Source organism: Kitasatospora sp. NPDC059827 (assembly GCF_042731675.1).
GTDB lineage: Bacteria > Actinomycetota > Actinomycetes > Streptomycetales > Streptomycetaceae > Kitasatospora.
The window spans coordinates 1-23,985 of the sequence record NZ_JBHWIV010000023.1 but is presented as its reverse complement, the minus strand read 5'-3'; the positions used below and the strand labels follow the sequence as shown (position 1 = coordinate 23,985).

Sequence of the window (23,985 nt, the reverse complement as noted above, 5' to 3'; positions counted from 1 at the left end):
CGCGGCTTCTTGCAGAAACTTGCTGCAAGACCTTTCCGTCGATCTTGCCCCGCTGTTAACTTCCTTCCCGAGCCCGACGGCAGCAACGGTGCGGTCGGCACGAGGCAGCCATTATGCGCCTGCCTCCGAACATCTCGGGCACCCCCACCCTCCTAGGAGTTCTCATGCGGCGTGGCATCGCGGCCTCTGCCCTCGTTGTGGCCCTCGCGGTCTCGATGGCTGCCTGTGGCAGCAGTGGCGGCTCCGGCTCCGACGGGAAGGCCGACGGCCCGGTCACCCTCACGTACTGGGACACGTCGAACGCCACCAACGAGGCTCCGAACTACCAGGAACTGGCCAAGAAGTTCGAGGCGGCCAACCCGAACATCAAGGTCAACTTCGTCAACGTGCCGTTCGACCAGGCGCAGAACAAGCTGCAGACCGCCATGGGGGCCAAGGGCGCGCCCGACGTGTTCCGCTCCGAGGTCGGCTGGACCGCCGCCTTCGCCAAGGCCGGCTTCCTGGAGCCGCTGGACGGCACCCCGGCCGCCGCCGACACCTCCGCCTTCCAGCCCAGCCTGATCCAGCAGGCCAGCTACGGCGGCAAGCTGTACGGCGTCCCGCTGGTCACCGACACCCTCGGCCTGCTCTACAACAAGGACCTCTTCGCCAAGGCCGGCATCACCGACGCCCCCAAGACCTGGGACGAGCTCAAGACCGACGCCGCCGCCGTCAAGGACAAGGCGGGCGTCGACGGCTTCTGGATGAAGGCCGCGGACGGCTACTACGCGATGCCGTTCCTGTTCGGCGAGGGCACCGACGCCGTCGACGCCTCCGCCAAGAAGATCACCATCACCTCGCCCGAGGCCGTCAAGGGCATCGAGACCTACAAGTCGATGTTCACCTCGCCCGGCACCGCCAAGGCCGACGTCACCACCGACGCCTACGCCCACATGATGGACGCCTTCAACAGCGGCAAGGTCGCGGCGATCATCCAGGGCCCCTGGGAGATCACCAACATCTACAAGGGCTCCGCGTTCGCCGACAAGAAGAACCTCGGCATCGCCGCCGTCCCGGCCGGTTCCAGCGGCAAGGCCGGCGCCCCCACCGGCGGCCACAACATCGCCGTCTACGCCGGTGCCGACAAGGCCCACAAGGCCGCCGCGGAGAAGTTCGCCGCCTTCATGACCTCGGCCGAGAGCCAGGCCTTCATCGCGCAGAAGAACTCCACCCTGCCGACCCGCGCCGACGCCTACACCGCCGACGTCAAGGCCGACCCGGGCATCGCCGGCTTCCAGGCCATCCTCGGCAGCGCCAAGCCGCGCCCCGAACTGCCCGAGTACAGCTCGCTGTTCGACTCGCTCGGCACCAACCTCGGCAAGGCCGTCCAGGGCACCGGCACCCAGGACGCACTGAACACCGTGGCCACGGACTACGCCAAGCTCCTGCCGGGCTTCGCCAAGTAGTCCCCGCAGCCCGGCCCGCCGACTCCGGCGGGCCGGGCCGTCGGCTCCCCGAGGCCGTCGGCTCCCCCGGGCCGTCGGCCTCCCCGAGAACCCCCGAGAAGGTGCAAACGATGTCAGTCGCCGTGCAGGGCGCCACCGGCAAGGGCAGCCGGGAGCGCGATCAGCGTCCGGGTCCGCTGGAGCGCCTCAAGCGCTCCTACGCCAAGCACTGGTACGCCTACGCGATGATCGCACCGGTGGTGCTGGTACTCGCGGTACTGGTGTTCTACCCGCTCGTCGAAGGCGTCTGGCTCACCCTCACGGACGCCAACAGCCTCAACGTCGCCCGCAAGATCGGCGTCAACGAGATCCCGGCCAGCTACCAGTACGTCGGCTTCCACAACTACGCCGACATCCTCTGGGGCCCCGGCTCGTACGACCGCTTCTGGTCCCACTTCGTGTGGACCATCGCCTGGACGGCCATCTGCGTCAGCCTGCACTACACCCTCGGCCTCGGGCTGGCCGTGCTGCTCAACAAGAAGCTGCGCGGACGCGCGGCCTACCGGATGCTGCTGATCCTCCCGTGGGCCGTGCCGACCTTCGTCACCGTCTTCTCCTGGCGGCTGATGCTCTCCGACGGCGGCGTCGTCAACACCGTGCTCTCCACGCTGCACCTGCCCGAGCCCGGCTGGCTCACCGACCCGTGGGCGCAGAAGGCGGCCGCGATCCTGGTCAACACCTGGGCCGGCGTGCCGTTCATGATGATCTCGCTGCTCGGCGGCCTCCAGTCGATCCCGGCCGAGCTGTACGAGGCCGCCGAGATGGACGGTGCCACCCGCTGGCAGCAGTTCCGCCACATCACCCTGCCCGGGCTGCGCTCCGTGTCCTCGACCGTCGTGCTGCTCGGTGTGATCTGGACGTTCAACCAGTTCAACGTCATCTTCCTGCTGTTCGGCAAGGGCGCCCCGGACGCCCAACTGCTGGTCACCTGGGCCTACCGCCTGGGCTTCGGCCAGATTCCCCGGGACTACGCCGGGTCCGCCGCGTACGGCGTGATCCTGCTGTCCATCCTGATCGTCTTCACCGCCTTCTACCGGCGCTGGCTCGCCCGCAACGAGCAGGCCAACGGCTAGGGGCTCGTCCCCCCCAGGCCCCGGACCCAGTTGACCCACGAAGGCAGGTAACCCGATGAGCACCACCACCGAACGCCCCGCCCCCGCGGCGGCCGCGGCCCCGGCCGCCCGCCCGGCGAAGTTCCGGCCGCGCGGCGAGAGCAGCCCGCTGTCCAAGGCGCTGTCCCACGGCGTCCTGATCCTCGCCAGCCTGATCGCGCTGTTCCCGATCGCGTGGATCCTCTTTGTCTCGCTCGGGCCGGACAAGAACGACTACCTCCACCCCGGTGACATCTTCGGCAAGATCACGCTGTCGAACTACCAGCAGGTGCTGGGCGACACCGACTTCTTCACCTGGTTCGGCAACTCCCTGCTGGTCGCCGGGGTGACCACGGTGTTCGGCGTGCTGCTCGCCGCCACCGCCGGGTACGCCGTGTCCCGGATGAAGTTCCCCGGGCACAAGCCGCTGATGTGGTCGCTGCTGGTCACCCAGATGTTCCCGATCGCGGTGCTGATCGTGCCGATGTACACCATGCTCTCCGCGCTCGACCTGCTGGACAGCTACGCCGGGCTGATCCTGGTCTACTCCACCACCACCGTGCCGTACTGCGCCTGGCTGATGAAGGGCTACTTCGACACCATCCCGGTGGAGATCGACGAGGCCGGCCGGGTCGACGGGCTCAGCCCGTTCGGCACCTTCTGGCGGCTGGTGCTGCCGCTCGCCCGCCCGGGCCTGGCGGTGGCCGCGTTCTACTCCTTCCTCACCTACTGGGCCGAGGTGCCGTTCGCCTCCACCTTCATGCTCAGCTCGGACAAGTACACGCTGGCCGTCGGCCTGCAGAGCTTCGTCAGCGAGCACGACGCCCAGTGGAACCTGATGGCCGCCACCGCCGTGCTGATCGCGATCCCCTCCGCGGCCTTCTTCTACCTGGTGCAGCGCCACCTGGTCACCGGCCTGACCGCCGGTGCCTCCAAGTCGTAACGCTCCCAGGCCTCTTGCTTCCCAGCGCTCCTCCGATCCCCAAGGGATACCGTCCATGACCCAGAACCTGGCCGACACCTCCCGGCCTGCCGCCGACACCGCTCACGAGGCGGCCGCCCCGGCTCCTGTGCGTGGCGGCGCGTCCAGAGACTGGTGGCGGGACGCGGTCATCTACCAGGTGTACCCGCGCAGCTTCGCCGACTCCAACGGGGACGGCATGGGCGACCTGCCCGGCATCCGCAGCCGCCTGCCGTACCTGCGGGACCTCGGCGTGGACGCCGTCTGGCTCTCCCCCTTCTACGCCTCGCCGCAGGCCGACGCCGGGTACGACGTCGCCGACTACCGCGCCGTGGACCCGATGTTCGGCACCCTGCTGGACGCCGACGCGCTGATCCGGGACGCCCACTGGCTCGGCCTGCGGATCATCGTCGACCTCGTCCCCAACCACTCCTCGGACCAGCACGAGTGGTTCCAGCGCGCCCTGCGCGAGGGCCCCGGCTCCCCGCTGCGCGACCGCTACCACTTCCGCCCCGGCAAGGGCGGGAACGGCGAACTGCCGCCCAACGACTGGGAGTCCATCTTCGGCGGCCCGGCCTGGACCCGCACCGAGGACCCGGACGGCACCCCCGGCGACTGGTACCTGCACCTGTTCGCCCCCGAGCAGCCCGACTTCAACTGGGAGAACCCGGCCGTCGCCGACGAGTTCCGCTCGATCCTGCGGTTCTGGCTGGACATGGGCGTGGACGGCTTCCGGATCGACGTCGCCCACGGCCTGGTCAAGGCCCCCGGCCTGCCCGACCTCGGCGGCTCCGACCAGCTCAAGCTGCTCGGCAACGACGTCATGCCGTTCTTCGACCAGGACGGCGTGCACGAGATCTACCGCAGCTGGCGCCGGATCCTCGACGAGTACCCGGGGCAGCGGATCGGCGTCGCCGAGGCCTGGACCCCGACCGTCCAGCGCACCGCCAACTACGTCCGCCCCGACGAGCTGCACCAGGCCTTCAACTTCCAGTACCTGGGCACCGACTGGGACGCCACCGCGCTGCGCGAGGTGATCGACCTCTCGCTCGACTCGATGCGCCCGGTCGACGCCCCCACCACCTGGGTGCTGTCCAACCACGACGTCACCCGGCACGCCACCCGGTTCGCCAACGAGCCCGGCCTCGGCACCCAGATCCGCACCCCCGGCGACCGCGCGCTCGGCCTGCGCCGGGCCCGCGCCGCCACCCTGCTGATGCTCGCGCTGCCCGGCTCCGCGTACGTCTACCAGGGCGAGGAGCTCGGCCTGCCGGACGTCACCGACCTGCCCGACGAGGTCCGCCAGGACCCGTCCTTCTTCCGCCAGGCCGGCCAGGACGGCTACCGCGACGGCTGCCGGGTGCCGATCCCGTGGTCCGGCACCGAGGCCCCGTACGGCTTCGGACCGGCCGCCGGCGGGCCGTCCTGGCTGCCGCAGCCCGCCGAGTGGGCCGGGCTGAGCGTCGAGGCGCAGACCGGCGACCCGTCCTCCACCCTGGAGCTCTACCGCAGCGCGCTGGCCGTGCGCCGGGCGCAGCCCGACCTCGGCGCCGGCACCGGGGTCCAGTGGCTGGACGCCCCCGAGGGCACCCTCGCCTTCCGGCGCGGCTCCTTCGTCTGCACGGTGAACACCACCGGCGAGCCGGTGCGGATACCCGCCCCCGGCCGACTGCTGCTCTCCTCGACCGAACTCGGGGTGGACGGCGGCGAGACCGTGCTCGCACCGGACAGCACCGGCTGGTGGGCGGTCTGACGTGGGTGCAATAGGCTCTGGGCCCGTGACTACGGCGCGACTCTCAGACATCGCGGCGCAGGCGGGGGTCAGCGAAGCCACCGTCTCCCGCGTGCTCAACGGCAAGGCGAACGTCTCCGCGGCCACCAGGCAGACCGTCCTGGCGGCGCTCGACGTGCTCGGCTACGAGCGGCCGACCCGGCTGCGCCAGCGCAGTGCGGGCCTGATCGGGCTGATCACACCGGAGTTGAGCAACCCGATCTTCCCCGCGCTGGCCCAGGTGATCGAGCAGGTGCTGAGCCGGCACGGGTTCACCCCGGTGCTGTGCACCCAGACGCCCGGCGGGTCCACCGAGGACGAACTGGTCGAGATGCTGGTCGACCGGGGGGTGGCGGGCATCGTCTTCGTCTCCGGGCTGCACGCCGACTCCACGGCCGACCACGACCGCTACGCCCGGCTGTCCGGGCGCGGGGTGCCGTTCGTGCTGATCAACGGCTACAGCGAGAAGATCGACGCGCCGTTCATCTCGCCGGACGACCGCTCCGCGATGTGGATGGCCGTCCAGCACCTGGCCGAGCTCGGGCACGAGCGGATCGGCCTGGCGGTCGGGCAGCGGCGGTACGTGCCGGTGCTGCGCAAGATCGAGGGCTTCACGGCGGCGATGTGCGAGGTGCTCGGGCGCAGCCGGGAGGAGGCCGAGGACCTCGTCCACCACACGCTGTTCAGCGTGGAGGGCGGGCACGCGGCGGCCGGCGCCCTGCTCGACAAGGGCTGTACGGCGATCGTCTGCGGCAGCGACATGATGGCGCTCGGCGCGATCCGGGCGGTGCGCCAGCGCGGGCTGTCGGTGCCGCAGGACGTCTCGGTGGTCGGCTTCGACGACTCGCCGCTGATCGCCTTCACCGAGCCGCCGTTGACCACCATCCGCCAGCCGGTCGAGGCGATGGCGACGGCGGCGGTGGACGCGCTGCTGGAGGAGGTCGGCGGGAACTCCGCCCAGCGCGGGGAGTTCATGTTCCAGCCGGAGCTGGTGATGCGCGGGTCCACCGGGGCCTGCGCGCGCTGAGAACGGGTGGTCCGGGCGGACCGGGCCGACCGACGGGCCCCGGAGGGCGGTTGCTCTCCGGGGCCCGTCGGCGTGCGGCGCCCGGGGGCGGTCCGGATCCGTCAGATCGGCGGGTCCGGTCGGCCTGTGGTCGGTCGGCCCCCTGGGCGTACGGGCACGCCGGAGCCCCGGGAGGAGCGCATGCTCTTCCCGGGGCTCCGGCGTCAGCCGTCGGCGGCCGCGCGGTCCTTGGTCGCTCAGACCCGGCCGGCGAAGTCCGGGGCCCAGTTGGCGACGGTCTGGAGACGGACGCCCGAGCTCGGGTTGGCGGCCTCGACGTACTGGCCGTTGCCGATGTAGATGGCGACGTGGTAGACGCCGGAGTCCTGGCCGTTGTTGGACCAGAACAGCAGGTCGCCCGGCTGCAGGCTGTCCAGCGAGACGTGGGTGCTGGCGGCGGCCTGGTCGGCGGCGACGCGCGGGATGTTGATGCCCGCGGCGCGCAGCGCGGCCTGGGTCAGGCCGGAGCAGTCCCAGCCGCCGTTGCCGGTGCCGCCGTAGACGTACGCCTGGCCGACCTTCGACTGGGCGAAGGAGACCGCGGCGGCCATGCTGCCGGAGGCGGCCGGGGCCGGGGCCGGGGTCTGCGCCTGGGCGGCGGGCTTCGACGCGGGCTTGGTGGCGGACGGCTTGCTCTGGGCGGTCGGCTTGGCGTTCACGGCACCGCCGTTCGAGGCCTGGCCGGCCTTCTGCGAGCGGTCGAACCAGGTGAAGTCCGAGCCGGACTTGGCGGCGGAGCCGTCGGCCTGGGCCGAGGTGCCGTCACCGAAGGTCAGCTGCTGGCCCGGGTAGATGGTGTCCGGGCCCTCGGTCAGGGTGCTGCGGTTGAGGTCGTACAGCCGCTGCCAGCCGCCCTGGACGTTGTGCTTGTCGGCGATCGAGGACAGCCAGTCGCCGTCGACGACGGTGTAGCCGCCGGCCTGGGCCTGCGCCTGGCGCTTCTGGGCCCAGGTGCTGTTGGCGGACTGGGCGGAGGCGGCCGCGGCGTCGTCGGAGGCCTGGTCCTGCGCGGGGGCGGCGGGCTTCGCGGCCGGCTTGCTCGGGGCGGCCGGCTTGGCGGCGGGCTTCGCGGCGGGCTTGGCCGCGGTGGAGCCGGCGGAGGTGTCGACGGTGGGCGCGGCGCCGCCCTTGGTCAGACCGGCCTGGACGGAGCAGACCGGCCAGGCGCCGGGGCCCTGCGAGGCGAGGACCTTCTCGGCGACGGAGATCTGCTGGTCCTTGGTGGCCTGGTCGGCCTGCGGGGCGTAGCTGGTGCCGCCGAAGGCGGCCCAGGTGCTGGAGGTGAACTGGAGGCCGCCGTAGAAGCCGTTGCCGGTGTTGATGCTCCAGTTGCCGCTGCTCTCGCACTGGGCGACCTTGTCCCAGGTGGCGACGGAGGCGGCGTTCGCGGTGCCGGTGGTGAGGCAGGGGACGGTGAGGCCGACGCCGGCGACGCCGAGGGCGGCGATCACGCGACGGGTGCGGCTGGACAGGCGGTTGCCGTTGGAAGGCAGCATGAAGACGCGGTCCTCTCCCACGCCTGCGAGGTGAGCTGTCGGATTCGGGCTGGAGTTGCCCGGCCGCGCTGTGGGCGCGGCTTCACCCCTAGCCCTGGACCGTTCCGGAAAACGGTCCGGGGCGACTTACCTGTGGTTCCCCCGCTCCTGCCGTGATGCGATTTCGCGCTTGCCAGGACATCCGACGGCAGGACTCGGCGTCGCGGATGAACTGGGTCCGTGTGGTCACGAACGGGGAGCACGTTAAGCAGACTTAAGTTAAAACTGCAAATATCTGTGATGCGCATCACGGTTTAGTGAGAAACGCCGAATGGCCCGTTATTCATGATCGTAAATGATCGTTTTCCGGCAATATCGCGGTGGATTCTCATAACTGGCTCCGTCTCAGAAAAGAGATGACGGAGCATTGGGGCGCAAAGGGCGCGCGCCAGGGCTGCGGGGGAGCGGTCGTGAATCGCGCGCCGGGGAACGCGCCCGCCGGCCATCGGATATCCATCGACAAATGAACCGGAAACGGACATTGCGTCGCATTGCCCGCTTAGCGCACCAGCGGGGTGAATCGGAACACGGCGAAAGGGCCCGGAACGAGGTCGTTCCGAGCCCTTTCAGTGGTGCGGGTCCGCCGGTGGCGGCCGACGGGCGTTCAGCGGGTCGTGCTAGCCCTCCACGGGCCCTTCGGCGGCCGCGTGGGCGCGTCGGGAGCCCTCCCCGGCCCCGACGGTGGCCGCGGCCTCCGCCTCGGCCTCGGCGAGCTCCTCCGCCGTCGGCACCGGCAGGGCGGCCAGGTAGGTGGAGGCGATCAGCTGGCCGACCGTCGGGTAGGCGCCCAGCGGCGCGGCCGACGGGCAGCCGGTCTCCTCGGCGGCCGTGGCGAGCAGCTCCGGGTCCGCCTCCGGGCCGATGACGAGCGGGGCCAGGGCCGGGCGCTCGGAGCCGGTCTCCCGGAGGTGGCCGACGGCGGCGGCGACCGAGCCGGGCACGTCGAGCGCGGCGGCGACGACCGGCACGGCCAGTCGGGCGGCCAGCAGCACGCCGGTGATCCCGGCCGCGGCGGCCGCGTCCTCGCCGCCGACGGTGGTCAGGACCACGCCGTCCGCGGCGGTCGCGATGGCGAACAGCCGGGCCCGGTCGGCCCGCGCCAGCCCGGCCTCGGACAGCCGGACGTGGACGGCCTCGGCCAGCAGCGGGTGCGGGCCCAGCGCGTCGGTGACGGTCGCGCCGTACTGGGCGGCGAGGGCGTGAAGCCCGGTCAGGAAGTCGTGCGGGCCCGGGACCAGCGGCACCACGACGGGCGTCGGCAGTCCGGCCTCGGCGGCCGCCTCCAGCAGCTCCGCGACGGTGCGCTCCTGCGGGTCCGCGGCCGCGGCGTCGGCGGCCGGGAGGTAGCCGACCGCGGCCTGGACGCCGGTGTGCTCGCTGCGGACGATCGAGAGCAGTTCCTCGACGACCGAACGGGACTCGGGCCCCGCGGTCGCGGGTACGGCGAGCACCAGGGCCGGCGAGCCGGTGCGGATCTCGGGGCGCTCGGGGCGGCGGTGGCGCCCCCGCGCACGGGAACCTGGAGTGCGGACGGGCAGTGGCGCGCCCGGGATGGCTGCGGTGCTCATGCCGGAGATCGTAGGACATCTGCCCGTCAGGCCTGCAGTCGGCTGCCGTGCGGGCTTCGGGTGGTCGCGGTGCGGAGGTCGTGTCCCGGCCGCTCCGGTCCGGGGCGATTGCCCACAATCCGGACATTCCTCGCCCAAGCCCCGTACGGAGCCCCTCAGTTGCCCTGACGTGTCCCGCGGGGTGGCGCGTTGCACCGCAGTCGCGTGAGATGTCTCACAGCCTCCGGGCGGGCTGACGGAGGGTCACGGGAGGGCGACTCCCGGCATTCGAAGATCAACATTCAGCGGGGAACCGCTCACGGCCGGTTATGGACGAACCGTCGATTCAGTCGTCTATGTCCGTTTACGTACCGTCAGGAGAAGGGTCCGTGAAGAGTTCGCGGCGACCGTCGAAAAGCCGCGTGCACCTGCAATGTCCCGTGCTGATGCACGTGCACTGCGGCTATCATCGCGTCAAGTGAGGCGTTGTGCCGGGCCGGTACGGGGCCGGTCCGTTCGTTCGGCGGGTGCCGGGGCGCCGCGCTGGACGACAACTCCGGAGCTCTTCGGGAGACTTCTATGCACGACTCGCAGGACACGCACGGTTCCGACCACGCCCACAACGGGATGGCCGCCGCCGACCTCACGGGGGTGGTCTGGCAGAAGAGCCGGCACAGCAACTCCCAGGGAAACTGCGTCGAGTTCGCGGCCCTGCCGGGCGGCGACGTGGCGATGCGCAACTCGCGCTTCCCGGACGGCCCGGCGCTCATCTACACCCGGGCCGAGATCGCGGCCCTGCTGCTGGGTGCCAAGGACGGGGAGTTCGACCACCTCGCGGTCTGACCGGCCGCTGCTCCACCATCGGGGGGCCGTCGTGGGTGCTGACACCACGACGGCCTTTGTCTTTGTCCGGGCCCGGGAGCGGTGGCCCGGTGCGCGCGTGAGCGGTCCCGTGGCGGACCGTCCGGCGGGGCCTGCCGGGGTGGCGCGGGTACTGCGGGTACTGCCGCGGATGCTCCCACCGGCACTGGTGCCGGTGCTGCGGGCCCGGAGCGCCAGGAGCGGGCAGCCGCCTTCGGTGCCCGGGTCACGTCCCGGCCCGGCGCGCGGGCGGGCCGGAGGCCCCGGGGTGTGGTCCTCCCGGGTCGTTCCTCGGCCGGCCTGGGCCACGAGGCGGGCCCTAGGCCGAGCGCCGGTGCCGTCCACCGATCTCGACCCGGCCGGCCGGCGCGGTGCCGTCGAGCAGGGTGGCGTCCAGTCCGTTGCCGCAGCCGGTCTCCGCCTCGAACACGGCCCAGACCACCTTGCCGCTGCCCAGCGGGTGCCAGCCCCAGGAGCGGCTGAACGACTCCACCAGGTGCAGTCCGCGGCCCGATTCGGCGACGAAGTCCGCCTCCCGGGCCACCGGGCCGGCACTGCTCGGGTCGCTCACCGCGCAGACCACCTGGGGGGCGCGGTGCACCAGGCTTATTCGGATCGGCAGCCGCCCTTCCGGGGTCGGCTGTATGGGAAAGTCGTACTCGCCCAGGGCGCCGCCCGAGGGGTCGGGCCGTGCGCCGATCGCATGCCGGAGCGCGTTGGTCACGAGTTCCGAGGCCACCAGGGCGACGTCGTCGAACAGCTCCATCAGGCCCCAGCGCTGGAGCGAGGCCCGGGCGAAGTCGCGTGCGGTTCTCACGGCTTCGAAGCGAGGAGCGAGCGTACAGGTGACCACATGGGGGTCAACTGCCAAAGCCGTACCGGTGCTCATGAAGAGCTCCTCCCATAAGGGGGCGGACACGGCTGGACCCGCCGGGGTCATGCCGGTCACCTCCGACTCGCTCGGCCGCTCGGCCGCCCCCTCGACCAGGCGCGCGCGCACTCGAACGCCCGATGGCGCGGGGGACGCCGTCGGGCCGGTGCACGGAGTCGCGCGTGGGGTCGACGCGGAGCCCGCGGGATTGCCAGGGATGTGCAGGTGCACGTGCACCATGGTGGTGTGCGCTCACTGCAGATGCAAGAGTCGATTCACGTGCAGTCGCACTATTGGCATATGCAAGCGCCGGATGCACGTGCATCCTGGTGTGCGGAGTGCGGAACTGATAGGAACATCCGTCAGTATCGGCACCGTGAGCGCTCAACTGATGGCAGACTGTGCGCTGTTTGCCCTAGGTGGAGGTTTCGACCGCATGACCACAGTTCAGCCGGGCGGCGGCTCGATGGTCCGCCGGATCCTCCTCGGCTCGCAGTTGCGGCGCCTGCGAGAGGCGCGCGGCATCACCCGAGAGGACGCGGGCTACGCGATCCGCGCGTCCGAATCCAAGATCAGTCGCATGGAGCTCGGCAGAGTCAGCTTCAAGGAGCGCGACGTCGCCGACCTGCTGAGTCTCTACGGCGTCGACGACGGCCTGGAGCGGGAGGCCCTGCTCGGCCTGGTCCGCGAGGCCAACAAGTCCGGCTGGTGGCACAGCTTCAACGACGTGCTGCCGGGCTGGTTCCAGACGTACGTCGGCCTGGAGGAGGCCGCCCAGCTGATCCGCACCTACGAGGTGCAGTTCATCCCCGGACTGCTGCAGTCCGAGGAGTACGCACGGGCGGTTTTCGGCCAGAGTCGGCCGGTCATCAGCGAGGAGGAGGTCGAGCGCCGGGTCAGTCTCCGGCTGCGCCGCCAGAAGCTGCTGACCGAGGGCGCCAGCCCGCGCCTGTGGGCGGTCATCGACGAGGCGGCGCTGCGCCGGCCGGTCGGCGGGCCCAAGGTGATGCGCGGCCAGGTCCAGTACCTGATCGACGTCGCCGAGCAGGCCAACGTGGTCATCCAGGTCATGCCGTTCCGCTTCGGCGCGCACGCGGGCGAGTCCGGGGCGTTCACGATCCTGCGCTTCCCGGAGCAGGACCTCGCGGACGTGGTCTACCTGGAGCAGCTCACCAGCGCGCTCTACCTGGACAAGCGGGACGACGTCGACGCGTACGTCCAGGTCATGGAGCGGCTCTGCGTGGACAGCCTCACGCCGGAACGCACCATAGACCTGCTCTCCTCAATCCTCAAGGAACGCTGAGCAACTCCTGGGCGGGGGCCGGGAGATCCTCCCGCTCCCGCCCGGGAGGCGGCTCGTCCGCACGGCAGCCCGAGCCGGCCGCAGGCCCCGTCAACCGCGGGCCCGCGGCCGTTCGCGTTCCGGCGGCAGCGGCTGCGGCGGGCAGCCCAGTTCCCAGGGCAGGTCGTAGCGGCGGAACAGGTCGGCCCGGATCGGCGCCAGTGGGATCTCCGCGCCCGGCAGCAGCACCCCGATGCAGCCGCCCATCAGCGCACTGCGCAGCACCGCGTGTTCGGCGACCGGGTCCGGTGCGCCCCAGTCGACGAGCAGGCCCTGGAGGATCGCGCCGAGCTGCTGCTGCTCCGGTTCCTGGACGAAGGCGCCGGTGTCCGGATCGAGGATGAGCGCCAGGTGCGAGCGCATCACCCGGGGGTGGTCCAGGGCCAGGGTGAGGACGGCGTCTATGGCGCGGGCCAGCCGACTGGCGGGGGTGGCGTCCGGCGCCAGCTCGGCCAGGGCGCCGGAGAGCGACTGGTGCATCAGCCGGTGCGTCGCGGCCTGCATCAGCAGTCGTTTGCCGTCGAAGTAGTAGGAGAGCAGACCGCGGGCGAGGCCGGCCCGTTCGGCGATGTCGGTCAGCGTGGTGCCCGCGTAACCGTGCTGGTCAACCAGTTCGACGGTGGCGCGCATGATGCGTCGGCGGGAGCGTTGCCGCATCTCCTCGTTGACCGAATCCCCGCGAGGTGCCATCGTGTCTGCTCCGAACGTTCGTTGACTCCGGGCCAATATACTTGCGGAGCCGCAGTCGCGCCGTGGAACCGTGCGCCCTCACGCGGGCGCCGCCCGGGCGGCCGGTACAGAGACGGCCGGCTCCACCAACACGGGGGTTTGGTGGAGCCGGCACCAGTGCCCGACGGCCGGGGGGCCGTTCGGGGCGGAGCCAGTGGGTCAGCGCTCGGTCAGGACTTCGGTCCGGGCCACGGACGGCGCGGCGGACGGGTAATCATAATCCGGCACCGGAGCGGGAGTTGCCCCGCGGCGTCGGTCCACCAGGGCGCCGGCCGCGGCGACCACCAGACCGATCAGCGCGACCGCGGTGACCAGGACCAGCGCCGGCCGGTAGCCGTCCAGCTGGGCCTGCGGGCTGTCGCCGCCCGCGCTCCCGGCCGTGAGCATCGCGGTCACCCCGGCCAGCACCACCGCGGTGCCGACCTGGATCGCGGTGTTCACCAGCCCCGAGGCCAGCCCCTGCTCCTCGTCGGCCACCCCGTCGGTGGCGGCGATGTTCACCGAGGGGAAGGCCAGCGCGAAGCCCACGCCGAGCAGCAGCATCGAGGGCAGTACCAGGACCGGGTACGAGCTGTGCTCGTCCAGGCGCAGGAACAGGGCGAAGGCTCCGGTCAGGGCCAGCAGGCCGATCGGCAGCAGCCGGCCGGTGCCGAAGCGGTCCACGATCGGGCCCATGAACGGGGCCGAGAGCGCGATGAAGGCGCCGGCCGGCAGCAGGCCCAGGGCCATCTCCAGGGCCGACCAGCCGAGCAGGTGCTGGAGGTAGAGCGTGACGACGAACTGGAAGCCGCCGTACGCCCCGGCCATCGCGAAGGCGACGATGTTGGCCCGGGCCACCGAGCCGTTGCGGAAGATGCCGAGCCGGACCAGCGGATGGGCGGCGCGGCTCTCGGCGAGCAGGAAGGCGGCGGCCAGCGCGGCGACCACGACCAGCGAGCCGAGGGTGCGCAGGCTCAGCCAGCCGGCGCCCTGGGCCTCGGTCACGGTGAAGACCAACAGGAGGACGGTCGCGGTTCCGGTGATCGCGCCCAGCACGTCGTAGCCGCCCTTGGCGGGCTCCTCGACCGGGCGGGGGAGCAGCCGGACGGCGAACACCAGGGCGAGCAGCGCGACCGGGACGGGCATCAGGAAGGTCCAGCGCCAGCCGACCGAGGTGAGCAGTCCGCTCAGCACCAGGCCGAGTGAGAAGCCGCTGGCGCCGCAGGTGGTGTAGATCGACAGCGCCCGGTTGCGGGCCGGGCCCTCCGCGAAGGTCGTGGTGATGATCGAGAGGCCGGCGGGGGCGGTGAAGGCGGCGCTGACGCCCTTGAGGAAGCGGGCCGCGATCAGCAGGCCGCCGTCGTCGACCAGCCCGCCGACCAGCGAGGCGGCGGCGAAGACGCCGAGGGCGACCAGGAAGACCCGGCGGCGGCCGAGCAGGTCGGCGGCGCGGCCGCCGAGCAGCAGCAGGCCGCCGTAGCCGAGCACGTAGCCGGAGACCACCCACTGCAGGGTGGAGGTGGAGAGGTGCAGTTCGGAGCCGATGGAGGGGAGGGCGACGCCCACCATCGAGACGTCCAGGGCGTCCAGGAACATGGCGGCGCAGAGCACGAGCAGGGTGCCCCAGAGGCGGGGTGTCCAGTTCAGCCCGCTGGTTGACGGAGCGTCGGGAGACGTGGCGGTCGCGGTGGTCATGGGGAGGACAGTACATGCACGTGCATTCAATGCAAATGAATTAGATGTGAACGCATAAATTTACGATGCACGTGCTAACCTGGCGGGGTGGCTGAACTCGACCCCCTCGAAGCCTCGGCGGAGGCCGGTCTGATCGCGGAATGGCGCGAGCTGCTGGCCCGGCACGCCTCGACCGTCTGTGCGCTCGACCGTGAGCTCGGCGAGAAGTACGGGCTGGGCATGAGCGAGTTCGAGGTGCTGGAACGCCTGGTGGAGGGCTTGGTGGCCGACGGCCGGCAGGCCCTGCGGTCCAGCGAGCTGGGGCCGACCGTCCACCTGAGCCAGAGCGCGCTCTCCCGGCTGATCGCCCGCCTGGAGAAGAGCGGGCTGGTGACCCGGGCGATGTGCGAGAGCGACCGGCGGGGCATCATGATCGCCCTCACTCCGGCCGGGCGGGAGCGCTACGACCAGGCCCGGCCGCTCCACCGGGAGGTGCTCGGACAGACCCTCGGCGGCCGGTTCGCCCCGCTCTGCGGGGAGTCCCGGAACCAGGGTTGACGCCACCTCAACTGTGGTGTGCGATGGGCGCGTTCGACCTCCGGTCGGTTGTCGTCGCCGGTTGTCGTCGGCGGTCTCAGAGCAGTGAGTGCAGCCCCGGCGCGGCGGCCAGCAGGACGACCGCGGCGGGCGCGGCCAGCGCGACGGCGGTCAGCCGCAGCCGGTGCGGGACGGAGAGCCGGGGGCGGCCCGCGAGCAGTCGGTCCACCCGCTTCGGGGACTGCGCCAGACCGGGCGGACAGGAGCCGAACACCCCGCGGTCCAGGTTGAGTTCGGCCAGCGCGAGGGCGGTGGTGTGCCGCCCGTGCCGGCGGGCGGCCCGGTCGTCGGCCGCCAGCTCGACCAGCTCCGCCACCTGGTCCCGGAAGGCCCGGAACACCCGGACGCCGGGGAAGCCGGAGGCGAGCGCCTGGGCGAACTGCTGCAGCCAGTGGTGCCGGGCGCGGACGTGGCCGCGCTCGTGGCTCAGCACGGCCGCCAACTCCCGGTCGGTGAGCTGCTGGAGGGCGCCGGTGGTGACCACCAGGCGGGAGTTCGGGCCGGGCAGCGACCAGGCCTCGGGGCGGACGTTCTCCAGCACCACCAGCCGCTCCCGGCGGCTCCGGGCGGCCTCGATCGCCTCGGGCAACTCCGGCGCCCTGGTCGCCAGTTGGGCGTGCCGACGGGAGCGCAGAGCCTTGGCCGTACGGACCTCGCGGGTGAGCGCCAGCACCGTCTGCAGCGCCCCCGCGGCCAGCACCGCGGCGCACAGCCGCCCCCAGCCCTCGGCGTCCTGGAGGCCGTACGCGGCCTCCACGCCGTACGGGGCGCCGGCGAACACCCAGGCGCGCAGCGCGGGCTCGGCGGCGGAGGCGGCGAGGACCAGGCCCAGGGCGCAGCACAGCAGGACGGCCACCACGACGCACTGCCACACCAGCAGGGCCAGCACCGGTTCGCGCTCCACCCAGCGGGCCCGGGCCAGCAGCCGGGGCACCACGGTGGCGAGCAGCAGGCCGAGCAGCAGCAGGCCGGTCAGGGCAGTCATCGCATGGGCTCCCCGAGTACGCACGGAGCGCGACAGCGCGCTCCCTGCCAACCTATGCGCTGGCAACGCCCGGTGGAACGGCTTTCGGCGGGCCAGTGACCAACGCCACGCGCCGGTCCCGGGCCGGGCTGGACCGGGCTGGACCGGGCCGGGCCGGGCCGCGCTGGGTCGGGCGAGCCGGGAGCGTCACATGGTCAGGAGCATGGCGAACATGCCGATCCCCATGGCCAGTCGGCAGGCCTGCGGCAGGCCGGTGGTGCCGACGACGAGGGTCCCGGCCGGGGTGCGCAGCAGTCGGGCGCCGGTCCAGAGCGCGTAGCCGCCGAAGTAGAGCAGCAGGGCGCCGGTCAGCAGGGGCGCTCCGGCGGCGACGGGGTGGTGGTGGCCGGCGGGGGAGACGGTCATCGCCAGGGCCAGGTACGTCATGGCGAGCGCGCCGACCGCGTGGTGCAGTCGGTGGCCTCGGCCGCGGGGCGTCTGCAGGGCGGCGAGCAGGAAGACGGCCGCCGGGAGGCCGAACAGCACGGCCCAGACGGCGGCCGGGACGGTGGCGCCGGTGACGGCCATCGCCGCCATGCCGAGCCCCATCAGGGCCTCGGCGGCGTCGGACTCCCGGGCGAGCGGCGGGTGGGCGCGGTGCGCGCCGTGGGGCGCGGCGGCACAGGAGGGGTGCCGCAGGCGGGTCAGGCAGGAGGCGCCGGCGGTCGCGGTGAGGAGGGCGAGGAGCCAGTTGACCAGGGTGGGTCCGTGCAACGGCGGCCTCCCGGGGCGCGGACGATCGTCCCGTCCACGATCACCGCTCCGCCCCCGACGCGGCCAGGGCGCGTACGGGGGCGCACAGTGGTGACCGGCGTGGTGCGATCCACCCGGTGAGACCCACGCCCCCGCCGAGCGCCCCCGTACCGGCGGCTCAGCCCTGGAGCCGCCCCGAGGCGACGATCCGCCTGAGGAACTGCCGGGTCCGCTCCTGCTGCGGATCGCCGAACACCTGCTCCGGCGGCCCCTGTTCGAGCACCACCCCGCCGTCCAGGAAGCAGACCTGGTCGGCGACCTCGCGGGCGAACCCCATCTCGTGGGTGGAGAGGACCATCGTCATCCCCTGCTCCTTGAGGTCCCGCACCACCGACAGCACCTCGCCGACCAGCACCGGGTCCAGCGCCGCGGTGATCTCGTCGAGCAGCAGCAGCCGCGGCCCGGCCGCCAGCGCCCGGACGATGGCGACCCGTTGCTGCTGTCCGCCCGAGAGCCGGTCCGGGTACTCCCGGGCCTTCGCCGCCAGTCCGAGCCGGTCCAGCAGCGCGAGCGCCTTCTCCTCGGCCTCCGCCCGTCCGACCCGGTGCACCCGGCGCGGGGCGAGCGTGACGTTCTCCAGCACCGTCATGTGCGGGAACAGGTTGTACGACTGGAACACCACCCCGATCCGGCGCCGCACGGCGTCCTCGTCGGCGCGCGGGTCGGTGATCTCCTCGCCGTCCAGGAAGATCGCGCCGTCGTCGATCCCCTCCAGCAGGTTGACGCACCGCATCAGGGTGGACTTCCCGGAGCCGGACGCCCCGATCAGCGCCGTCACCGAGTGCTCGGGCACCGCGAGGCCGACGTCGCGCAGCACCACCTGGTCGCCGAAGCTCTTGCGCACCGACTCCAGCCGGAGCACCTCCGTCCCGCTCACACCGCACCTCCCTGCAGCTGCCGACGGTTCATCCGCCCGGTCAGCCAGTCGGCGAACCGGGTCAGCGGAACGGTCAGCACGATGAACACCAGCCCCGCCACCAGGTACGGCGTGAAGTTGAAGGAGTGCGCCGAGATGATCTTCGCGGCGTACACCGCGTCGATCGCGCCGCCGATCGAGACCAGCCCGGTGTCCTTCTGGAGGCTCACCAGGTTGTTGAGCAGCGGCGGCACCACCCGCCGCACCGCCTGCGGCAGCACGACGAACCGCATGGCCTGCGCGTTGGTCAGCCCCAGCGAGCGCGCTGCGGCCCGCTGGCTGGGGTGCACCGACTCGATGCCGGAGCGGAACACCTCCGACACGTACGCCGAGTACGTCAGCACCAGCGCGGCCCCGCCGAGCAGCAGCGGATCGGTGGTCACCCCGGTGAGCCGCAGCGCCGGCACCCCGGTGATCATCACCAGCAGGCAGATGATCATCGGCAGCCCGAGGAAGAAGTCCACGTAAGCGGTGGCCAGCAGCCGCACCGGTAGGAAGACCGGCCCGCGCAGCGTCCGCAGCACCGCCAGCAGCAGCCCGAAGACCATGATCAGCACCCCGCAGCCGAGCATCAGCTCCAGGTTGAGCCGCAGCCCGCGGAGCACCTCGGGCAGCGCCTGGCGGGCGTAGTCCAGGTTGAAGAAGGTCCGCCGGGTCACCGCCCAGCCGGGGGAGTTGACGACCAGCAGGTAGAGCGCGACGGCCGTCAGCAGGGTCGAGGCGGTGGCGACCAGCGCCGAGCGGCGGGCCCGGGCCCGCCGGTACGCCTCGTGCGCGAGCCGCCGCTCGGACGGGCGGTACCCGTCCTCCCCGGCCGGGGAGGCGGGCCCGGCCGCGGCTCCGGCGGTGTCGACCGGCCCGGCCGGGCCCGCCTCCGCACTCACTTGAGCACCGGCGCCGAGACGGCGTCCGACAGCCACTGCTTCTCCAGCCCGGCCAGCGTCCCGTCCGCGCGCAGCGCGTCCACCGCCTGCGACACGCACGGCGTCAGCCGGGAGCCCTTGTCCAGCACCAGCCCGAACTGCTCGGCCTTCGAGGCGGATGCGAACTGCCCCACCACCTGGGCCTCCGGCACCTCGGCGCCGGTGATGTAGAACGCCGTCGGCAGGTCGACGACCAGCGCCTCCACCTGACCGTTCTTCAACGCGGCCTTGGCCAGGTCGTTGGAGTCGAACACGGCCGGCTGGGTGCTCGGCTTGATGGTGTCGGTGATGGTGTCCAGGCTCGTGGTGCCGACCTGGGCGCCCAACTTGGCGCCCTTGAGGTCGGCGACGCTCTTCGCCCCCGCCGCCTTGGAGCCCTTCAACGCGATGACGGCCTGGCGCACGTCGTAGTAGCCGGAGGAGAAGTCCACCGCCTGCTTGCGCTCGTCACTGATGGACACCTGGTTGATGTCGAAGTCGAAGTCCTTGGCGCCCGGCGCGGTCGCCTTGCCGAACGGCGCGACCACCCAGCCGACCTTGTCCTTCGGGTAGCCCAGCTTCTCCGCCACCGCGTACGCCACGGCCGACTCGAAGCCCTTCCCGTTCTCCGGCTTGTCCTCGGAGAACCAGGGGTCGTACGCCGGCTTGTCGGTGCCGACGGTCAGCTTCCCGGCGGTCCGGGTGGCCAGCGCCCCCGGCGCGCACCCCGCGGCCGCACCCGCGGTGCCCGGGGTGCCGGAGGCGGCGGCCCCGTCGGACCTGGCGTCCTGCGGCGCGCACCCGGAGAGCACGGCGGCGACGACGGCGAGCGCGGCGAGGGGCAGGGCGGTGGACGGCTTGCGGAGGCTCATGGCAGGGCTCCAGGGGAGGACCGGGCGGGACGGGGGGAGGGGCCGGGGGTGCTGCGGGCCGGACCGGGCGGGCCGCTTCCCGGCGGGTCACTTCCCCCGGTGGCGGCGCCGGAACACACACGGCATGGTCGGCGTACGGGCCCGCGTCCGCGGCGCCCCGGGCCGGATCAGCGACAGCGGCGGCAGTGGCAGCGGCCGTGCGGGCGGCGGCAGGGACAACAGGCCTGCTGACGGGAGGGCGCCCGGAACGGGTTGTCGTGGCGCTCGGCCACCGTGATCACCTCCGGGAGCATGCGGGGAGGTTCGCATCAGGACGGCACGGCTGTCCAGAACATCCAGGAAACCGTCCACATGTCGGACAACCGGGGCTCCGGCGGAGATTCCGGGGCCGGAGCGGCGGCACACGGGAGGTTTGCCGGTTCGGACCCCCTTGAACGGGAGAACCTTTCGTACTTATGGTGTCCTCGTTGAAATAACTCCTGTCGAAGTGAGTCCACGATGCAGAATCTTTCGCCAAGGCTCGCTGCGGCGGCCGACGCCCCGGCCTCGACCCTCGCCGCTCACCCGGCGTGGCTGCGCCTGAAGGAGGCCGTCGAGACGCTGCGCCCGCTGCAGTCCAAGGACGGCTCCATCGACCTGTCCGCGGTCCAGCGCCACACCGTCGACCCGCTGGTCGCCGACGTCCGGGCGTCCATCGAGGAGCTCGCCCCGCACTTCCCGCACGACGCCGCCTACCTGAAGGCCGTCGACGCGGACCTCGCCAAGTGGGCCGACACCGGCTACCGCGAGCCCGACTTCCTGGACTCGCTGCTTGCCTTCCAGCCCGCCGAGCAGCGTGAGGACGGCCTGGAGCACCTCGTCGTCTTCCCGATGTACACCCAGAACGGCAACCCGGACCGCAACCTGGAGGCCGTCCTGCTGAGCGTGGTCTGGCCCGAGTGGCTGGACGAGCTGGAGCGCACCCGGTTCGACAACCCGATGTTCGTGCCGATCACCTTCACGGACTTCACGGCCGGCTACGACACCAACTCCGCCGTGCTCTTCCCCGAGACGGTCGCCGTGCGCAAGGCGCCGGAGCGGTTCACCTGGGGCGGCATCTTCTGCGACCGCGAGGCCGCCCGCTTCCGCGCCGTCACCACCAGCGCCGTCCAGCAGCTCGGCCTGGAGATCCCGGCCGACGCCGAGGGCCTGCTCGAGGACCAGCAGCGCGCCCAGGAGACCTTCGTGCTGTGGGACCTCGTCCACGACCGCACCCACAGCCACGGCGACCTGCCGTTCGACCCCTTCATGATCAAGCAGCGCAGCCCGTTCTGGATGTACGGCCTGGAGGAGCTCCGCTGCGACCTCACCACCTTCAAGGAGGCGGTGCAGCTGGAGGCCGAGGGCAACCCGCACGCCCGCGACGTCCAGTACGCGATCCTCTTCGACCGGCTGTTCCGCTTCCCGGTCAGCGGCGACCGCGTCCGCAACTACGACGGCATGGGCGGCCAGCTGCTCTTCGCGTACCTGCACAAGCACGACGCGCTGCGCTGGCGCGACAACCGCCTCACCATCGACTGGGAGCGCGCCCCGCAGGTCACCAACGCCCTCTGCGCCGACATCGAGACCCTCTACCGCGACGGCATCGACCGGCCCAAGCCGGCCCACTGGATCGCCGCCTACGAGCTGGTCTCCCGCTACCTCACCCCGCACCCGGCCTCCACCTGGGCCAAGGGCCCCGAGGCCCTCCCGCTCGACCTCACCGACGGCAAGGCCCTGAACAAGGCGCTGTGCGACGCCGTGCTCCCGGACGAGTTCCCGCTGAGCATGTTCTACGAGGCCCTGTCCAAGAAGCTCCGCGGCGTCATCGCCGCCACCGCCGGCATCACCGGCGCCGGTATCCAGGGAGTCGCCGCGTGACCACCAACCCCTCCACCAAGCTGGCCGGCAAGGTCATCGCGGTCGCCGGAGCCAGTGGCCCGGCCGGCCAGGCCGTGCTGCGCCGCCTCGCGGCCGAGGGCGCCACCGTGATCGGTGCCGACATCGACCCCCAGCGCCTGGATTCCGCCCTGGACGCCACCCGGGTCGCGGTGCGCGGAGCGAAGGTGAGCGGTCAGGTGATCGACCTGCTCGACCCGCAGGAGGTCCACGACTGGGCCGACCACCTGGAGGCCGAGCACGGCCACGTCGACGGCGTGTTCCACCTGGTCGGCGGCTGGCGCGGCAGCAAGACCTTCTTCGACAGCCGTCTGGACGACTGGGACTTCCTGCACGACACCGTCGTGCGCACCCTCCAGCACACCTCGCTGGCCTTCCAGCCCGCGCTGGTCCGCAGCTCCGCCGGCCGCTACGCCATGATCTCCGCCGCGGCAGCGCACAAGCCGACCGCGGGCGGCGCCGCCTACGCGGCCGCCAAGGCCGCCACCGAGGCCTGGACCCTCGCGATGGCCGACTCCTTCAAGAAGGAGACCACCTCCCCGGACGGCGAGCCCACCGCCGCGGCTGCGATCCTGGTCATCAAGGCGCTGGTCAGCCCCGAGATGCGGGCCGAGAAGCCGGAGGCCAAGTTCAACGGCTTCACCGACACCGCCGACCTCGCCGGACACCTGGCGGACCTCTGGGACCGCCCCGCAGCAGAACTGAACGGACAGCACCTGTGGCTGACAGCCCGATGACCGACCTCACCCGTACGGACGCGGTACGGCGGCACGACCCCGCCGTCCGCGGCTTCGCCAGCGACAACTACGCGGGCGTGCACCCCGAGGTCCTCGCCGCGATCGCCCTCGCCAACGGCGGCCACCAGATCTCGTACGGCGAGGACGACTACACGAACCACCTCCAGGACGTCTTCCGCCGCCACTTCGGCGACAAGGCCGAGGCCTACCCGGTCTTCAACGGCACCGGCGCCAACGTGGTCGCCCTCCAGGCGCTGCTGCCGCGCTGGGGCGCCGTGGTCTGCGCCGACACCGCCCACATCCACGTGGACGAGGGCGGCGCGCCGGAGAAGATGGGCGGCATCAAGCTGCACACCGTCCCCACCCCGGACGGCAAGCTCACCCCCGAGCTGCTCGACCAGCAGGCCTACGGCTTCGGCGACGAGCACCGCGCGCAGCCGCTCGCGGTGTCCATCACCCAGAGCACCGAGCTCGGCACCCTCTACACGGTCGACGAGCTCCGCGCGGTCATCGACCACGCCCACCAGCTCGGCATGCTCGTCCACATGGACGGCTCCCGCCTGGCGAACGCGGCCGACTCGCTCGGCCTGCCGATGCGGGCCTTCTCGACCGACCTGGGCGTCGACGTGCTGTCCTTCGGCGGTACGAAGAACGGCCTGCTGCTCGGTGAGGTCGTGGTGGTGCTCAACCCGGAGCGGGTGCGCAACATCAAGTACCTGCGCAAGACCTCGATGCAGCTCGCCTCGAAGATGCGCTTCGTCTCCGTCCAGTTCGAGGCGCTGCTCGCGGGCGACCTCTACCTGCGCAACGCCGGCCACTCCAATGCGATGGCCCGCCGTCTGGACGCCGCGGTCCGGAAGATCGACGGCGTCGAGGTCGTGCGCCCGGTCCAGGCCAACGCGGTGTTCGCGATCCTCCCGCGCGAGGTCAGCGAGCGACTGCAGAAGCGTTACCGCTTCTACTTCTGGAACGAGCAGACCGGTGAGGTCCGCTGGATGTGCTCCTTCGACACCACGGAGGCCGACATCGACGCCTTCGCGGCGGCCATCGCCGAGGAGATGGGCCGGGCCTGACACCCGGACCTGACAGTGCATCGCCTCCGCCCGGACCCTGGGCGGAGGCGATTTGCATGTGGCGGGTCGGTCCCCGTACAGTTCCGGAGTCGCCGCGGGAGACCGGGGCGACAAAGCGGAAAGTGAATCCGATGAATGAAACTCCGGAAAACGGAGCGGAAAACATCTGATAAGCTTGAAACACGAAAGAACGAAGCGCCCGGAGGGCCCGCTGGAAGGCGGTCCGAAGGAAGCGTCCGTTCCTTGAGAACTCAACAGCGTGCCAAAAGTCAACGCCAGATAT

At 71.8% G+C, this 23,985-nt stretch carries 21 protein-coding genes and 1 riboswitch; of the genes, 11 read left to right on the top strand and 10 right to left on the bottom strand.

The genetic code is table 11. The features are described from left to right. Positions 1-164: 164 nt before the first annotated feature. From ACFV8H_RS16820 to ACFV8H_RS16800, 5 genes are all read left to right on the top strand, one after another. Positions 165-1,445 (top strand): extracellular solute-binding protein, encoded by a 1,281-nt coding sequence (locus tag ACFV8H_RS16820; RefSeq protein ID WP_380400416.1) that lies wholly within the window; start codon positions 165-167, stop codon positions 1,443-1,445. Positions 1,446-1,555: 110 nt separating this feature from the next. Further along, positions 1,556-2,557, top strand: a complete 1,002-nt coding sequence (locus ACFV8H_RS16815) for a carbohydrate ABC transporter permease (protein ID WP_380400414.1) — start codon at positions 1,556-1,558, stop codon at positions 2,555-2,557. Positions 2,558-2,612: 55 nt separating this feature from the next. Beyond that, positions 2,613-3,518, top strand: a complete 906-nt coding sequence (locus ACFV8H_RS16810; protein ID WP_380400412.1) for a sugar ABC transporter permease — start codon at positions 2,613-2,615, stop codon at positions 3,516-3,518. Between the two features lie 55 nt (positions 3,519-3,573). Beyond that, positions 3,574-5,289 carry a glycoside hydrolase family 13 protein gene (locus ACFV8H_RS16805; protein ID WP_380400411.1) on the top strand — a complete coding sequence of 572 codons (1,716 nt, stop codon included), beginning with the start codon at positions 3,574-3,576 and terminating at the stop codon, positions 5,287-5,289. A 25-nt stretch (positions 5,290-5,314) separates the two neighbouring features. Continuing rightward, complete coding sequence (locus ACFV8H_RS16800) at positions 5,315-6,334, top strand: LacI family DNA-binding transcriptional regulator (protein WP_380400409.1); 1,020 nt, start codon at positions 5,315-5,317, stop codon at positions 6,332-6,334. Between the two features lie 236 nt (positions 6,335-6,570). Here the strand turns inward: ACFV8H_RS16800 and ACFV8H_RS16795 are convergent, their stop codons facing one another. Beyond that, entirely contained in the window at positions 6,571-7,869 is a 1,299-nt protein-coding gene (locus tag ACFV8H_RS16795; RefSeq protein WP_380400407.1) for a transglycosylase family protein, read from the bottom strand. A 7-nt stretch (positions 7,870-7,876) separates the two neighbouring features. Next, positions 7,877-8,047: riboswitch (cyclic di-AMP (ydaO/yuaA leader) on the bottom strand. A gap of 478 nt (positions 8,048-8,525) precedes the next feature. Then, entirely contained in the window at positions 8,526-9,476 is a 951-nt protein-coding gene (locus ACFV8H_RS16790; RefSeq protein WP_380400405.1) for a hypothetical protein, read from the bottom strand. Positions 9,477-10,034: 558 nt separating this feature from the next. Here ACFV8H_RS16790 and ACFV8H_RS16785 point away from each other — a divergent pair. Further along, entirely contained in the window at positions 10,035-10,298 is a 264-nt protein-coding gene (locus ACFV8H_RS16785) for a DUF397 domain-containing protein (protein WP_375895934.1), read from the top strand. 337 nt (positions 10,299-10,635) lie between these two features. On the opposite strand, the gene ACFV8H_RS16780 is transcribed toward ACFV8H_RS16785, so the two are convergent. Beyond that, entirely contained in the window at positions 10,636-11,205 is a 570-nt protein-coding gene (locus ACFV8H_RS16780; protein ID WP_375895936.1) for an ATP-binding protein, read from the bottom strand. 418 nt (positions 11,206-11,623) lie between these two features. On the opposite strand from ACFV8H_RS16780, the gene ACFV8H_RS16775 reads away from it, so the two are divergent. Further along, complete coding sequence (locus tag ACFV8H_RS16775) at positions 11,624-12,490, top strand: helix-turn-helix transcriptional regulator (protein WP_360238721.1); 867 nt, start codon at positions 11,624-11,626, stop codon at positions 12,488-12,490. A gap of 90 nt (positions 12,491-12,580) precedes the next feature. On the opposite strand, the gene ACFV8H_RS16770 is transcribed toward ACFV8H_RS16775, so the two are convergent. Further along, entirely contained in the window at positions 12,581-13,219 is a 639-nt protein-coding gene (locus ACFV8H_RS16770; RefSeq protein ID WP_380400402.1) for a TetR/AcrR family transcriptional regulator, read from the bottom strand. Between the two features lie 198 nt (positions 13,220-13,417). Further along, positions 13,418-14,932 (bottom strand): MFS transporter, encoded by a 1,515-nt coding sequence (locus tag ACFV8H_RS16765; RefSeq protein WP_380400400.1) that lies wholly within the window; start codon positions 14,930-14,932, stop codon positions 13,418-13,420. Positions 14,933-15,019: 87 nt separating this feature from the next. Between ACFV8H_RS16765 and ACFV8H_RS16760 the strand changes: the two genes are divergently transcribed. After that, positions 15,020-15,469 (top strand): MarR family winged helix-turn-helix transcriptional regulator, encoded by a 450-nt coding sequence (locus ACFV8H_RS16760; protein WP_380400398.1) that lies wholly within the window; start codon positions 15,020-15,022, stop codon positions 15,467-15,469. A 76-nt stretch (positions 15,470-15,545) separates the two neighbouring features. Here the strand turns inward: ACFV8H_RS16760 and ACFV8H_RS16755 are convergent, their stop codons facing one another. From ACFV8H_RS16755 to ACFV8H_RS16735, 5 genes are all read right to left on the bottom strand, one after another. Further along, complete coding sequence (locus ACFV8H_RS16755; protein ID WP_380400396.1) at positions 15,546-16,493, bottom strand: M56 family metallopeptidase; 948 nt, start codon at positions 16,491-16,493, stop codon at positions 15,546-15,548. Positions 16,494-16,679: 186 nt separating this feature from the next. Further along, positions 16,680-17,246: a DUF5134 domain-containing protein gene (locus ACFV8H_RS16750; RefSeq protein ID WP_380400394.1), complete on the bottom strand. Its 567-nt coding sequence runs from the start codon at positions 17,244-17,246 to the stop codon at positions 16,680-16,682. 157 nt (positions 17,247-17,403) lie between these two features. Beyond that, positions 17,404-18,162, bottom strand: a complete 759-nt coding sequence (locus tag ACFV8H_RS16745; protein WP_380400392.1) for an amino acid ABC transporter ATP-binding protein — start codon at positions 18,160-18,162, stop codon at positions 17,404-17,406. Then, positions 18,159-19,085: an amino acid ABC transporter permease gene (locus ACFV8H_RS16740; protein ID WP_380400390.1), complete on the bottom strand. Its 927-nt coding sequence runs from the start codon at positions 19,083-19,085 to the stop codon at positions 18,159-18,161. The genes ACFV8H_RS16745 and ACFV8H_RS16740 overlap by 4 nt, the downstream gene beginning before the upstream one ends. Continuing rightward, entirely contained in the window at positions 19,082-19,975 is an 894-nt protein-coding gene (locus tag ACFV8H_RS16735; RefSeq protein ID WP_380400388.1) for an ABC transporter substrate-binding protein, read from the bottom strand. Before ACFV8H_RS16735 ends, ACFV8H_RS16740 begins: the two co-directional genes overlap by 4 nt. A 498-nt stretch (positions 19,976-20,473) precedes the next feature. Between ACFV8H_RS16735 and ACFV8H_RS16730 the strand changes: the two genes are divergently transcribed. From ACFV8H_RS16730 to ACFV8H_RS16720, 3 genes are read left to right on the top strand one after another with little or no spacing between them, the layout of a single operon-like run. After that, complete coding sequence (locus tag ACFV8H_RS16730; protein ID WP_380400386.1) at positions 20,474-21,874, top strand: DUF6421 family protein; 1,401 nt, start codon at positions 20,474-20,476, stop codon at positions 21,872-21,874. After that, positions 21,871-22,629 carry an SDR family NAD(P)-dependent oxidoreductase gene (locus ACFV8H_RS16725; RefSeq protein WP_380400384.1) on the top strand — a complete coding sequence of 253 codons (759 nt, stop codon included), beginning with the start codon at positions 21,871-21,873 and terminating at the stop codon, positions 22,627-22,629. Before ACFV8H_RS16730 ends, ACFV8H_RS16725 begins: the two co-directional genes overlap by 4 nt. Next, the gene (locus ACFV8H_RS16720) at positions 22,626-23,702 is read left to right on the top strand and encodes a threonine aldolase family protein (RefSeq protein WP_380400519.1); all 1,077 of its coding nucleotides are present in this window, start codon (positions 22,626-22,628) and stop codon (positions 23,700-23,702) included. Before ACFV8H_RS16725 ends, ACFV8H_RS16720 begins: the two co-directional genes overlap by 4 nt. Positions 23,703-23,985 lie beyond the last annotated feature (283 nt).